This window comes from Gordonia terrae, from assembly GCF_001698225.1.
In the GTDB taxonomy this organism is placed as follows: Bacteria; Actinomycetota; Actinomycetes; order Mycobacteriales; family Mycobacteriaceae; genus Gordonia; species Gordonia terrae.
Genome location: NZ_CP016594.1, coordinates 109,714 through 123,146 on the forward strand (window position 1 = coordinate 109,714; position 13,433 = coordinate 123,146).

11 protein-coding genes, 5 pseudogenes and 2 other annotated features (1 of these 18 running past the window's edge) are annotated in these 13,433 nt (G+C 63.9%); of the genes and pseudogenes, 5 read left to right on the plus strand and 11 right to left on the minus strand.

From position 1 onward, the window contains the following. The first annotated feature begins 138 nt into the window (after positions 1-138). Positions 139-1,420, plus strand: a pseudogene (locus BCM27_RS00565) (IS3 family transposase). After that, positions 417-545, plus strand: a sequence feature (AL1L pseudoknot). It overlaps the preceding pseudogene by 129 nt. Before the next feature lie 31 nt (positions 1,421-1,451). Continuing rightward, positions 1,452-2,273, plus strand: a pseudogene (locus BCM27_RS00570) (IS256 family transposase); the annotation flags it as partial. Between the two features lie 142 nt (positions 2,274-2,415). Here the strand turns inward: BCM27_RS00570 and BCM27_RS00575 are convergent. The 6 genes and pseudogenes from BCM27_RS00575 to BCM27_RS00600 all read right to left on the minus strand — a co-directional run. After that, positions 2,416-2,763, minus strand: a pseudogene (locus BCM27_RS00575) (transposase); the annotation flags it as partial. A 300-nt stretch (positions 2,764-3,063) separates the two neighbouring features. Beyond that, on the minus strand, positions 3,064-4,101 hold the full coding sequence (locus BCM27_RS00580; RefSeq protein WP_472892132.1) for a BtrH N-terminal domain-containing protein: 1,038 nt from the start codon (positions 4,099-4,101) through the stop codon (positions 3,064-3,066). Between the two features lie 87 nt (positions 4,102-4,188). Next, on the minus strand, positions 4,189-4,860 hold the full coding sequence (locus BCM27_RS00585; protein ID WP_004020618.1) for a transglutaminase-like domain-containing protein: 672 nt from the start codon (positions 4,858-4,860) through the stop codon (positions 4,189-4,191). After that, on the minus strand, positions 4,857-6,056 hold the full coding sequence (locus tag BCM27_RS00590; protein WP_014928948.1) for an NAD(P)/FAD-dependent oxidoreductase: 1,200 nt from the start codon (positions 6,054-6,056) through the stop codon (positions 4,857-4,859). Before BCM27_RS00590 ends, BCM27_RS00585 begins: the two co-directional genes overlap by 4 nt. After that, complete coding sequence (locus BCM27_RS00595; protein ID WP_004020620.1) at positions 6,053-7,444, minus strand: cytochrome P450; 1,392 nt, start codon at positions 7,442-7,444, stop codon at positions 6,053-6,055. The genes BCM27_RS00590 and BCM27_RS00595 overlap by 4 nt, the downstream gene beginning before the upstream one ends. Before the next feature lie 26 nt (positions 7,445-7,470). Continuing rightward, positions 7,471-7,791, minus strand: a complete 321-nt coding sequence (locus BCM27_RS00600) for a 2Fe-2S iron-sulfur cluster-binding protein (protein WP_004020621.1) — start codon at positions 7,789-7,791, stop codon at positions 7,471-7,473. Positions 7,792-7,890: 99 nt separating this feature from the next. Here BCM27_RS00600 and BCM27_RS00605 point away from each other — a divergent pair, with 99 nt between their 5' ends. Continuing rightward, the gene (locus BCM27_RS00605; RefSeq protein ID WP_004020622.1) at positions 7,891-8,916 is read left to right on the plus strand and encodes a helix-turn-helix domain-containing protein; all 1,026 of its coding nucleotides are present in this window, start codon (positions 7,891-7,893) and stop codon (positions 8,914-8,916) included. Between the two features lie 5 nt (positions 8,917-8,921). Here the strand turns inward: BCM27_RS00605 and BCM27_RS00610 are convergent, their stop codons facing one another. Next, positions 8,922-9,398 carry a PaaI family thioesterase gene (locus BCM27_RS00610; RefSeq protein ID WP_004020623.1) on the minus strand — a complete coding sequence of 159 codons (477 nt, stop codon included), beginning with the start codon at positions 9,396-9,398 and terminating at the stop codon, positions 8,922-8,924. A 108-nt stretch (positions 9,399-9,506) separates the two neighbouring features. Between BCM27_RS00610 and BCM27_RS26000 the strand changes: the two are divergent. Both BCM27_RS26000 and BCM27_RS00615 read left to right on the plus strand, forming a co-directional pair. Continuing rightward, positions 9,507-9,632: pseudogene (locus tag BCM27_RS26000) on the plus strand (TetR family transcriptional regulator); the annotation flags it as partial. Positions 9,633-9,636: 4 nt separating this feature from the next. Further along, positions 9,637-9,879: pseudogene (locus tag BCM27_RS00615) on the plus strand (MMPL family transporter); the annotation flags it as partial. A 67-nt stretch (positions 9,880-9,946) separates the two neighbouring features. Here the strand turns inward: BCM27_RS00615 and BCM27_RS00620 are convergent. The 4 genes from BCM27_RS00620 to BCM27_RS00635 form a co-directional block, all read right to left on the minus strand. Beyond that, complete coding sequence (locus tag BCM27_RS00620) at positions 9,947-10,870, minus strand: acyl-CoA dehydrogenase family protein (RefSeq protein ID WP_014928945.1); 924 nt, start codon at positions 10,868-10,870, stop codon at positions 9,947-9,949. A gap of 99 nt (positions 10,871-10,969) precedes the next feature. After that, complete coding sequence (locus BCM27_RS00625) at positions 10,970-11,338, minus strand: integrase core domain-containing protein (protein WP_282958935.1); 369 nt, start codon at positions 11,336-11,338, stop codon at positions 10,970-10,972. Continuing rightward, entirely contained in the window at positions 11,322-12,776 is a 1,455-nt protein-coding gene (locus BCM27_RS00630; RefSeq protein WP_078114170.1) for an IS30 family transposase, read from the minus strand. Before BCM27_RS00630 ends, BCM27_RS00625 begins: the two co-directional genes overlap by 17 nt. Then, a complete protein-coding gene (locus BCM27_RS00635; protein WP_014928955.1) occupies positions 12,691-13,431 on the minus strand; it encodes an IS3 family transposase in 741 nt (246 codons plus the stop codon). Before BCM27_RS00635 ends, BCM27_RS00630 begins: the two co-directional genes overlap by 86 nt. After that, positions 13,345-13,433 (minus strand) — a sequence feature (AL1L pseudoknot) (it continues 40 nt past the right edge of the window). Its footprint overlaps the gene before it by 87 nt.

Sequence of the window (13,433 nt, forward strand, 5' to 3'; positions counted from 1 at the left end):
AGACGGGGGGGGTCAAAATTCACCCGTCGTCAGGGGGTCAGTTTTCAGGCGTCGTCAACATACGGTGCGTCGGTATCGAAAGACACTGAACCGCCCCGGGTCTGTCGGAGGCTCTCGAACCTGTGAAGGATGGAGAGCATGGCAGCACCACGCAAGTACAGTGAGGAACTCAAGGACCGGGCCACCCGGATGGCATGTGAAGCGCGACGAGATCCCGATTCGTCGAGAGGTGCGATCAAGCGGATCGCCGATCAGCTCGGAGTCCATCCCGAGGCGTTGCGCAATTGGGTTCGTCAGGCCGAGATCGACGGCGGGGTCCGCCCGGGCACCACGAGTGAGGACGCTGACCGCATCGCGGCGTTGGAGCGGGAGAACCGTGAACTGCGGCGAGCGAACACGATCTTGAAGCAGGCTTCGGCTTTCTTTGCGGCGGAGATCGACCGCCCACAGCGCTGATCGTGGAGTTCGTCGCGGCTCACCGCGATGAACACGGAGTCGATCCGATCTGTGCGGCATTGCGCGATACGTCCGCCCAGATCGCTCCGTCCACGGTACGAGCCCACCTGAGCCCCCAGAAGACCGAGGCGCCTCGTGTGGTGCGTGACCGGGAGCTCCTTACCCAGGTCCGCGCGGTGCATGCCGACAACCTCGGCGTCTACGGTGCCCGCAAGGTGCATGCCCAATTGCGCAGACAGGGCCATAGTGTTGCCCGCTGCACCGTCGAGCGATTGATGAAAGCCGATGGGCTGCAGGGGATAGCGAGACTCAAGACACGCAAGACCACGCGCAGCGAGGGAGCTGAAACACCCCGGCCGGCTGACCGGGTCAACCGTCAGTTCACCGCGGCGGCACCGAACGCGTTGTGGGTGGCGGACCTGACCTACATCCGCACCCACTCGGGCTGGGTGTACGCGGCGTTCGTCCTGGACGTGTTCTCGCGGATGGTCGTCGGCTGGCAGGTCTCGACCACCATGCACACCGACCTCGCCCTCGACGCCCTGAACATGGGATTGTGGGCACGGTCGCGTGCCGGCCACGACGTGGCCGGGCTGATCCACCACTCCGACCGCGGAGTGCAATACCGAGCCATCCGCTACACCGAACGACTGGCCGAAGCCGAAGCGGTGACATCTGTTGGCTCCAAAGGGGATTCATACGACAACGCGATGGCTGAGGCGTTCAACTCGCTGTTCAAAGCCGAATGCATCCGTAACCCGTGATGCGCCCGCGAGGCGGCTGGGCAGGTGTGGGCGAGGTCGAGATCGCCGTCGCTGAGTACGTCGAATGGTTCAACCACCGCCGCCTGCACGGCGAGATCGGACACGTCCCACCCGTCGAGTACGAGAGCGCCTACTGGTCGACCCACACCGTCACCAGCTACCGTGAGAACCCGGTCCCCGCAAACGCTGGAACCAACTAACCGAGCCTCCAGCAAACCCGGGGCGATTCACACCGTCTCCCGAATCACGGATCGGGTCATCGAAGAGATGGTGTCGTGGTGGGCACGCCCGCTGGAGAAAGTGTACGCGGCGGTGTTCATCGACGCGATCATGGTCAAGATCCGGGATGGGCAGGTGCGTAACCGGCCCATCTACGCCGCGATCGGGGTGGATCTCGACGGGCACAAAGACATCCTCGGCATGTGGGCCGGCGACGGCGACGGCGAGTCGGCCAGGTTCTGGCTGGCGGTGCTCACCGACCTCAAGAACAGGGGTGTCCGCGACATCTTCTTCGTTGTGTGTGACGGATTGAAAGGGTTGCCCGACAGTGTATCTGCCGCGTTCCCGTTGGCCACGGTACAGACGTGCATCATCCATCTGATCCGCAACACCTTCAAGTACGCCTCCCGCAAGTATTGGGACACGATCAGCGCCGATCTCAAACCGATCTACACCGCGCCGACCGCCGCTGACGCCCGGGCGCGGTGGGAGGAATTCGCCGAGAAATGGGGCACGCCGTACCCGGCGATCGTGACCCTGTGGGAGAGCGCGTGGGAGGAGTTCATCCCGTTCCTTGACTACGACGTCGAGATACGGCGAGTGTTGTGCTCCACCAACGCGATCGAAAGTCTCAACGCCCGCTACCGGCGTGCGGTGCGCGCTCGAGGACACTTCCCGAACGAGCAGTCCGCACTCAAAACGCTCTACCTGGTCACCCGGTCGCTGGACCCGAAGGGTACCGGTCAGACGAAGTGGGCCGTACGCTGGAAGCCAGCGCTCAACGCCCCGGCCATCACGTTCGCCGATCGTATGCCCGCAGCCGAAGAACGCTGACCCGCCGAGCAATCGGAAAACCGCCGCTTACACCGAATATCGGACAGACCCGTCGGGGCCCGATTCCCGCCGAGCTCGTGGTGAGCGTGCGTGAGACGCTGGGTGGGGGTCGTCCAGAACGGGGGGTGTCCCTATGGGTTTGTCAAGCAGCTGAAGCGATTGGGGTTCGGTAGGGCTCGCTGTGCTTGAGCATCGCGTAGAGGACGTCGCATCGTCGGCGTGCCAGGCAGATGAGGGCGGCGTTGTGTTTCTTTCCTTCGGCGCGTTTGCGGTCGTAGTAGGCGCGGCTGGTGGGGTCGTGCAGTGCGGCGAACGCGGAGAGGAAGAAGGCTCGTTTGAGTTTGCGGTTTCCGAATCGGGCGGGGTGCTCGCCACGGATGGAGGTGCCGGATCGGTGGGTGACTGGTGCGATGCCGGCGTAGGCGGCCAGGTGGCCTGCGGTGGCGAATGCTGAACCGTCGCCGACTTCGAGGAGGATGCGGGCTGCTGTGTAGGGGTCGTAGCGGATCTGGTTTCGCACCGCGGCAAAGTGGCTCCGCGCCATGTCTCGATCGTTGTCCGCGTCGCCGGTAGCATCACGGGTGGACGCCTGCACGGTGGCGTGGTCGAAGGCCAGGATACGTGACGCTGCGAGAAGAACTGCAGGCTTCCCGGTTGCCTCCTGTCGATGTCACAGGACCCGGGTCAGCGGGAACCGGCGTCCTGCTGATGGTAATGCTCCTGCGTGCGTTTGTGTGAACGCGGCGGCCCTGCTTAGCGTCCTCCTCGCGGACTTGCCGCGACAGGCCGGTTAGCCTGACAAGGATGCTGCGGCCTTTCGTAGTGACGCCTCCAGGGTCGTTTCCGCCTCGGGTAGAGCCGCCGCGAGGGTTGTGACGGATCGGAGCCGCTCGGATGAGGCGTGATCCTTCTGTACTGCTGCGCGTGCGACTGCAGTCCAGGATGTCGCCGCATGGTGGGCGTTGGCTGCAAGGATGGCGGTGGCGTGATCGCCGGTGAGGCGCGCGATTTCGTCGCAGCCCTGTGCCAGCAGTCGGCGGAACAGGCCGCCGCCGGTCCCCGCTTTCTCGATGAAGGCGCCGAGGCTGAATAAATGCATCTCGAGGTCGTCGGTCGACAGGGCTCCCCAGCTGCAGACGTCGGATGCGAGCGCGCTGGCAGCGTCGAGGCCGTGTGACCCGTGTTCTGCGGGCCCGGCGATCGTCGATGCGCCTGGGGTGCTCAGGCTCGCTGCGGATTGTGCGAATGCCTGTGCGGCCACCTCGAGAATCGAAGGTGGCGTCTGTGGCCAATTGATACGAAACAGCGTGTGTCGGGTTGGCTCCGGGAAGGAGGTCGAGCGGCGCGCGCGTGCGAGTGCGTCCAGTGGGACGCGTTGAAGGTCTTCGCGATCGTTGTCGGCGATGTACGCGACGCCTTGCGTCTCGTCGTAGCCGACTACAACGATGTCGTGGCGGCTCATGCGCAACTGGACCCGCAGGTAGGGGAGTTCTGCGATCTCCGCCCAGACCAGTGCAGGGCGTCCCTGATCGATCTCGCCACGAAGGTTCTCCCAACCCTCGGCCGGGTCGTCTGTGGCAAGCACCTCGACGGTGCCGCCCAGACGGCGGGGGAGGTCGATCTCAAAATCAGGTCCTCGTCCGACTAAGTACACGGGTGGCATCAGCGCTTTTGATCGAATGTAGGTGAGGGAGAGGGCTCCGCCGAGGGCAAAGACGAGGCCCTCGTCGGGTGGGCCGTCGTAACCGAGCCCGGTCCACTCCATGAGGTCTCGCATCGCACCGGACCCACAGTGGCCACCCATTCGGTGCGGGTAGGGGTCGATCATCGAGGGGCCGGACACTGACACGATCCTCCTGTGTTGAGGCGGTACGAAAATTGTCGATTGCCGGGCCGACGACTGAGGCAGACCGGGTTAGGCGTGGAATGCATCTAGTGACGTCGCACGCTGCGTGAGTATAAGAGGGCCATAGGCCTCTTTGAGAGCCACCAGGATGTTGTCGAGAGGCAGGTCGTTGTACACACCTCTTTCGCGGACGTACTCCATGTGTGTTGAGCCGTCCGCGGAGTGAGCGTGGAGCAACGCGTCGCTGTCGCCGGTGAAGTCGATCGGGGCGACTCCGAACCGCGCGCACAGTTCCGAGTTGAACGCGGGTGTCGCCTTGAGCCACCGTCCGTCTATGTAGACGTGGCTGTACCCGTGATAGACGAAGACGTCGGTTCCCATCAGCTCACGTAGGGCGCCCGTTTGGAGGTGATTACGGACGTCGGCGAAGCCTAGCCGCGCTGGGATCCCGGCGGCGCGGAATGCGGCGGTAAGCACGACGGCCTTGGGGACGCAGTATCCACGCCCGGATTCGATTACATGGCTGGCCCGGTAGTGCTCTGGGTCGTTGGAGACGGTGTACGGGTCGTAGCGGATGGCGTCGCGCACCGCGGTGAACAGGCGGCCGGCTTTGTCTTTGTCGGTGGTCGCGTTGCCGACGGCTTCGCGTGTGAAGGTTGCGACGGTGGCGTGCTCGATGTCGAGGAAGCGTGAACCCGTCAGCGCCGCCGGGCTGACCGCATTTGTCGGTGATGTGGTCATGGGGCCGCTCCGATCAATTCGGACCTGACGATCGGCGCTCGTTGTGCAATGGCGCGCTTGGCGGTCACGAAGTCAGCGGGTCTGTTGACGCAGTCAGCTGCAATCAGTTCTCCGGCGGTTAAGTAGTAGCAGGTGAAGTCGCGGCCATGGGCGGGGTTGCCGCTGACCAGCACCTCGTCGTATCCGGTGTTGAGCCCGGCGATCTGGAGTTTGAGGTCGTATTGGTCGGACCAGAACCATGGCAGTGCGGCGCGACCGGTTGTGTTGTCGCAGATTGTGGCCGCCGCGATCTTGGCGTGCTCGGTTGTTGCGGACACGCACTCGAGACGAACACGTCGCCCGTACCGCTCGATTCGGTGGTTGGCGCAGTCGCCGGCTGCGACGATGTCAGGATCGCTGGTACGAGCGCGGTCGTCGACGAGGATGCCGTTTTCGACGTCGATGCCCGCAGCTGCTGCGAGCTCCGTGTTCGGAATGACGCCGACGCCGACGATGACCAGGTCAGCGGCCAGCGTCTCCCCCCCGGACAGGACAACGCCGTCGACTCGTTCGTCGCCGCGGAACCCTTCGACCATTGCGTCGGTCCGTACCTCGACACCCTTCTCGCGGTGAATTCGATCGAAGAATTCCGACACGACGGGCGCCGTGACACGTTCGAGTACGCGTCCTGCCGCCTCCAGGACGGTGACCTCGACACCCAGGGTTCGAAGCGAGGCCGCTGTCTCCAGGCCGATGTACCCGCCGCCGACAATGACGACCCGCGAACCCGGGACCGCGGCGGCGCGGATGGCCTCGACATCGGTGGCGGTGCGCAGATAGTGCACGCCCGGCAGGTCGGCGCCGGGGACCGGCAGTGCGCGAGCTCGAGCGCCGGTGCACAGGGCCAACTTCGAGTAGGACACCGCGTCGTTGTTGCCAAGAGTGACGGTTCGTTCGGCACGGTCGATCGAGGTCACGGTCCCGTCGACGAGCTCGATCCGTTGCTTGTCGTAGAACTGGCGGCTCCGAATCGCGACATCGTCGAGATGGCAATCGCCAGCCAGGTATGCCTTGGACAGCGGCGGCCGCTGATACGGCAGGCGGCCCTCGTCGCCGATCAGCAGGATGGCCCCAGCCCACTTCTCCTTGCGCAAATTGGCCGCCAGCTGTGCGCCCGCGTGGCTTGCGCCGACGATCACGACCCGATCAGTACTCACGTCTCCGGCTTGGGAGTCAGACGGACCATCATCTTGCTGATCCCACGAACGAAGTTGGACTGCACGTACTCCGGATCACCGACCACCTCGATGTCGTCGAAGCGCTCGAGAAGTTCTTCCCAGAGAATGCGCAACTGCAATTCGGCCAAACGGTTTCCCATGCAACGGTGCACACCGAAACCGAACGCGATGTGGTTGCGAGCGTTGGACCGATCGATGATGAGCTCGTCCGGGCGGTCGAACACTCGCTCGTCGCGGTTGCCGGAGGCATACCACATGACGACTTTGTCACCTGCGCGGATGAACTGACCGTTGAGCATCACGTCCTTCTTGGCGACCCGACGCATGTATGCCAGCGGGGTTTGCCACCGGATAATCTCCGACACCGCATTGGGAATCAGATCCGGATTGGCTTTGAGTTTCTCGAACTGCTCGGGAAACTCGTTGAGAGCCAGCACTCCGCCGCTCATCGAGTTGCGGGTGGTGTCGTTGCCGCCGACGATCAGCAGCACGAGGTTCCCGAGGAACTCCATCGGGCTATTGTCGAGAAGGTTCTTGGTGTCCTCGTTGCTCTGCAGCATGGTGATGAGGTCGAATCCGGTCTCCTCGCCTGCCGCGGTCCGCGCGGCCTTGTCTCGCCACAGCGCACTCAAGCCCTGTGCCATCGCGACCATCTCGCGGAAAACTTTGTCGTTGTCCGATGGTCCGCCGTTGGCCTGCTCCATCGACGTGGCCAAATCCGACCACTGGACGAGTTTGTGGCGCTGCTCGTAGGGGTAGTCGAGCAATGTCGCGAGCATCCGCGCGGTCAGTTCGACCGACACGGTCTGGACCCAGTCGAACGGTTCGTCGAGCGGTAGCTCCTCGACGACTTCCCGGACGCGAGACCGGATGAGGCCCTCCATCTCGCGCAGGTTCTTCGGTGCGACGACTCCCTGGACGGCGGCGCGCTGCTTGTCGTGCCGCGGCGGGTCCATGGCGATGAACATCGCGATATCCATGAAACGCGGGGGCCGACCGATGATGATGAACGGTTCGGCGGAGAACGCTTCATGGTTTTTGTCGACAGCGATGATGTCGGCATGTCGAGTGACCGACCAGAACGGCCCGAAGGGACTGCGGGGCTGGAAGTGAACGGGCGCCTCATTGCGCACACGCTCGAAGTAGGACCGCCACATGCCCTGTCGGTAGAGAAATGGGTTGCTCAGATCGATGTCAGTGAGTTCGACGTCCTCGACCGGCGGGATGGGGGTCTCGGTGAAGATTTTCTTGCCGTCGGTTCGGGTGACGATCCGGCGGGTCTTGTCATAGACGTGAGCGCCACGGATCTGCAGATCGATCGGGATCATGGACTGCGCCTTCTCGGCGATCGCGGTGGTAATGCTCATCTGAAAGTCGCTCTCATTCTCTCACTTCACAACTGGAACTCGGGGAGGTGAACGGTCAACCCGTCCCACTCTTCGCGCGCGGTCATCTGACACGACAGCCGCGAGTTGGCCTCACGCTCGGGGTGCATGCTCAACATGCCTTCTTCGACGTCTGTGCTGTGGCCGACGGTGTCGATCCACGCGCTGTCGACGACGACGTGGCAGGTTCCGCATGCCGCCTCACCGCCACAGTCGCCATCAATGCCCGGTATCGCCTGGTCGACCGCGGTCTGCATCAGTGACCTGCCGGGCATCACCGGCGCGGGGTAGTCCTCGCCGTCGTGGGTCACGTAGGTGATCGTGGCCATGGCCACCTCCTTGTTCCTGGGTCGTAGAGATGAGTGTGCGCGCGGCGAATGTGGTCGATCCAGGTTCGGACGTCGCGATGTCTTGTTAACTTGGCTCATATGAGCCTTGTCGAGTCGGGGATGCCGCCGCTGGCGTTCGCCCAGCTCCTCGACAGCGGCGCCTTGGGCGCGGCGGAGACCCGAGCGTTCGAACGCATCATGGCCCGCGAGGGCGTCGATCTCGCGGTCGTCATTGCGCGACAGGGCCAAGTGCCTGTCCGGTGGTTTCACGAGGTGTATCCGGCGATGGATTCCCAGCAGGGATTCCGGTTGGGCGTAGCGTTCGCCGAGCACGCTCAGCTCACCTCGTTCGGCCCCATCAGTTTGCCGCTGGTCAGTGCGGGTTCCGTCGTCGAAGTTGTTCAACTGCTTCAGTTCTTGCCCCTGATATCGACCGCGCTGAGCACCGAGTTCCAGCACGGAGATTCTGGACTGACGATCGCTCTGGCCGGGCGCACCGACAGCGCCGGCACCGATTGTTTCGCCGTCACCTACGGTGGTCTGGCTGTCCTGCGGTTGGTGGACATGCTCGCCGGTGCCGTCCCCTCCGTGGAGCTTCATCTGACATGCCAGGCGCCGGCAGACCTGATCGCCGTGGGTGAGATCGGCCATCGGATCGTTTTCAACGCGCCCGCGGCGTTCGTGCACATACCGGCTGCCGTGCTCTACGACGTGTGCCGTTTCTCCGACCCCGTGGCCTACCGGATCGGTATTGCCGAGCTTCGACGCGTCTACGAACAGCGTAGGCCCAGTTCCTACACGCAGCTGGTCCGCGCACAGTTCGATGCCGACCCTGCCCGCGCTGACGGTGCTCGTATCGCGGCGGAGCTGTCGATATCGGTGAGCACACTCAAGCGACGCCTGAACGCCGAGGGCACCACCCTGCGTCGCCTGCGGCAGCAGTTCGTCCAAGAACGGGCCACCGCGCGACTGCTGGATCCGGGCATCGGTGTCGGCGAGATAGCCGCAGAACTGGGGTACTCCGACGCCGCCAGCTTCTCTCATGCGTTCACACGGTGGGTCGGATGCTCCCCGACGCGGTTTCGCCGCGCACCGGCGAATCGGCAGGCAGCGCCGGGCATCTGAGCAGGTCAGTCCGCGCGAAGAAGATTGACGAAAAAGCTGTCTACCGTGGAGGTGTCGGCGTAGCGCGCGAAGTGCATGAGATCGACTTTCACGAACTCGCCGGTGGCGGAAAAGTAGGTCTCGCCGTCCACAGTCCCGCTCGCCCCGATGTGCAGGATGTGATCGGCGTCCTCGTCGATGCACGCCGTAAGACGTACTGGTACGTGGAGGGGTACCGGTCGGCGGTACTTGACGGTCAACGTGCGCGTGACGGCCGGGGTGCCGGCGATCCACAGCGTGAATCCCATGATGTCGTCGCACGCGGCCGAGATAGCGCCTCCGTGCGCCAAACCTGGTCCACCGGAATGCTTGGTGGTGAAAGAGTGATCGGCAAAAACGCGGTCGCCGTCGCGGTACACCTCGAGCTGCAGGCCGCTGGCATTCTCCGGCCCGCAGCCCATGCACGATGGGGAGTGTGCGGGCAGTTTGGTGGGTGCTGACATCACAGTCCTCGAATCGATGCTCGTGCCGGTAGCAGACCACTACCAACGGTATCGTTGGTAGAATGCCACATCCACGCTGGACCAACAGCGTGAGGAGACCTGGTGGCGGTGAGCATCAATGGCCTCGACGACGTCGATCCGCGGCGGGTTCGTTCCCGGAACCGTCTGCTCGACGCCACGGCGGTGTTGCTGCGCAGCGGGGGAGTGGAGGCTGTCACCGTCGAGGCGGTCACGAGCGTTCCCGCAGCTGGAGACAGTCGTGCGGCAGCAGTCGGTCGACCCGATCCCTGCGGGAGTGCCGTCGTTTCAGTCATTCGACCGGATGGGCACGGCGTTCGGGGAGAAAGGCGCCAAGACAACGGCGTTTATCGCCATGGAGAACCGTGGCGGCCTCACCCCGACGGTGCGTGCACGCTACGACGAGCTTGTCCAGGAACTTCGTGGCACCACCGCCGATGTCGCTTCCGCCCGCGACCTGGTGGGGGGATCGCCGATGTGTGTTGTCGAACTTGTCAGGATGTAAAGCCTGGGACGGGATCACGGTCGTTCTAGAAGTACTGGCCGACGTCGGCAATCTTGTAGGCCACCGGGTCATGCAGGCTGTGCGTCCGGATGTTGCGCCAGAACCGGTCCAGCCCCAAACGCGGGTGTGTCCCACGCGCCCCGATGACCTCGAAGATCCGGCTGCCTATAGACAGACCCGCCTCGGTGGCCAAGACCTTCACCCCCGACACCTGAACCATCAGCGAGGCCCGATCGGCGGGTGCCAAAGCATCACCCTTCTCCCAGATCCGCTGCACCGCGTGCGACGCATCGCGGGCCGCCGCGTCAGCGCCTTGTAGTTTAATCGCAAGCTCTCCAAAGGTCCGAACTACGTATGGATCCTGCGTGGCCTCAGAAACCCCCGCAGGGGTCCATGGCCGTGCGTGCTCCAGCGTGTATTCGCGAGCGGAGTCCAGCGCTTCGGCGGCAATTCCTATGTAGACGTGCGAGAAGATCAGTTGCACCAACGGGCCGAATAGGCTGGCGCGCCTATAGCCGAAAAAGTCGGTGATCACGCTGTTCGGAGCCCCCAACACCTCGTGCGGAAGCACTTGAACATCTTTGAAGTCCGTTGTACCGCTGTCGGTCCGCCGCATCCCCAGGGCTTTCCAGTCATTGTTGGGACGCACTCCCCCTCGGTCGGTGGGTATGACCGCTGTGATAATTCCCGACCGCTCGGGTGAGTCATCATCCTGCGCCACGCCAAACACCAGAAGCAGATCGGATCCGAGCGCCCCGCTACAGAAATGCTTGGTCCCGTTCAGCACGTAACCACCGTCGTCGCGTGGGGTTGCACGCACCTTCCAGTCGAGAATGTGACTGTTGTTCTCGCTCAACGCGTTCCCCGTCCAGGAACCCTGCGCCACGCGGCGGTAAGTGGCGTCGCGCTGCTCCGGCGAGCCGAGGAGTTCGATGAAGGCTGCACACACGAGGTGGTATCCGTAGAGGTGGCCAAGCGAGCCGTCGACCTTGGCAATCTCGCGGATTACTGCGAAGACTGAATCGCCCCGGGTTTGCTGGAGGCTCGGTTAGTTGGTTCCAGCGTTTGCGGGGACCGGGTTCTCACGGTAGCTGGTGACGGTGTGGGTCGACCAGTAGGCGCTCTCGTACTCGACGGGTGGGACGTGTCCGATCTCGCCGTGCAGGCGGCGGTGGTTGAACCATTCGACGTACTCAGCGACGGCGATCTCGACCTCGCCCACACCTGCCCAGCCGCCTCGCGGGCGCATCACGGGGTTACGGATGCATTCGGCTTTGAACAGCGAGTTGAACGCCTCAGCCATCGCGTTGTCGTATGAATCCCCCTTGGAGCCAACAGATGTCACCGCTTCGGCTTCGGCCAGTCGTTCGGTGTAGCGGATGGCTCGGTATTGGGCGCGTTCAATCGGTCGATGCAACACTGGGTTGTTGTAGCGAGTGTAGTTGTTCGCCAAAGACTTCGGCGGGAGTTTTCCATCCAAGGACTTTTCTAGGACGGTTGTTGAGGGTGTAGGCGATGGCCTCGAGGTCCTCAGCTGACCACCGCGACAGATCAGTTCCCTTAGGAAAATATTGGCGCAGAACACCATTGGTGTTCTCGTTGGATGGTCGCTGCCACGGTGAGTGCGGATCGGCGAAGAACACCTGCGTTCCGGTGTCCATCGCGAACTGGGCGTGAGCGGACAGTTCCTTGCCGCGATCCCACGTCAACGTTTTGCGCAACTGCTGCGGCAGCGCGGCGATCGACGCTGTCAGTCCTGCATTCATCGCGATGGCACCGTAGCCACCGAGTGCGGGCCCGTTCTTCACAGGCGGCTGCTCACCCCAGCCCTGCTGGCGTGGCAGATGCACCAGAAGTGTTGCACGACTACGACGTTCAACGATCGTGCCGATCGCCGATCTCCCAGTTCCGATAATCAGATCACCCTCCCAGTGCCCGGGGACGGCACGGTCCTCGGCCTCGGCAGGGCGCTGACTGAACACGACATCGGAGGTGACGTGACCCTGCGGCTTGTTGCGCGAGCGGGCCCGCGGCTCCCTCAGTGCACGTCCGGTGCGCAGGCACGCGACCAGCTCACGTTTGAGCGCGCCGCGGCCCTCGATGAACAGGGACTGGTAGATCGCCTCGTGACTGATACGCATGGATTCATCATCGGGGAAGTCGACCTTCAAACGCTGGGAGATCTGCTCTGGACTCCACGCCAGCGACCACCGCCGGTTGGCCCGGTGCGGTTTGTTAAGCCCCTTCCATGGCGGTGGCGTGGGGCCCGCAGCGATCGTGCCATCGGGACGGCGGACAACGCCGGCCAGGCGGTCCTGTACGTACTCCCGCAACTCGACGTGGGCCACGAGCTTCGCTGTTTTCGGGCGCTTGGCGGCCTGCTGGGCTTTCCACTGCGCCACCAACGCCCGATACTCGAGCTTCCCGCTCCTGGTTGCGGCGTTGCGCCGTAGCTCACGCGAGATCGTGGCCGGACTCCGCCCGATCCACCGTGCGATCTCACGCACCCCACGATCCTGGGCGCGTAGCAGCGCGATCTCTTCCCGTTCGGCGAAGGATAGATAGCGGCCCGAAGGCTCATCCAGACTCAGCGGCCTCATGCCGCCAGCGTGGCGGAACCAGCGTGTACCCACCGGCACCGACACACCGACAGCGATCGATGCCTGTGCCGTGCTCACCCCCGTCGCGACCACCCGCCAAAACTCACGTTGCACCTGCCGCGACGGCTCCGGCCGCCCCGGCGATCGCATCGCCGGCCGAAGTGCACGATCAGCACGCCACTGCCGACGAACACCTACCGCCACATCGCTGGTCCTCCGACTCCAGTCCGCCGTAGCCACCGCAAACACCTCCATGATCATGGTGTTGCGACGACCAGTTGAATCCGCCTTGCACTCCGCGGTCGGAGTGGTGGATCAGCCCGGCCACGTCGTGGCCGGCACGCGACCGTGCCCACAATCCCATGTTCAGGGCGTCGAGGGCGAGGTCGGTGTGCATGGTGGTCGAGACCTGCCAGCCGACGACCATCCGCGAGAACACGTCCAGGACGAACGCCGCGTACACCCAGCCCGAGTGGGTGCGGATGTAGGTCAGGTCCGCCACCCACAACGCGTTCGGTGCCGCCGCGGTGAACTGACGGTTGACCCGGTCAGCCGGCCGGGGTGTTTCAGCTCCCTCGCTGCGCGTGGTCTTGCGTGTCTTGAGTCTCGCTATCCCTTGCAGCCCATCGGCTTTCATCAATCGCTCGACGGTGCAGCGGGCAGCACTATGGCCCTGTCTGCGCAATTGGGCATGCACCTTGCGGGCACCGTAGACGCCGAGGTTGTCGGCATGCACCGCGCGGACCTGGGTAAGGAGCTCCCGGTCACGCACCACACGAGGCGCCTCGGTCTTCTGGGGGCTCAGGTGGGCTCGTACCGTGGACGGAGCGATCTGGGCGGACGTATCGCGCAATGCCGCACAGATCGGATCGACTCCGTGTTCATCGCGGTGAGCCGCGACGAACTCCACGA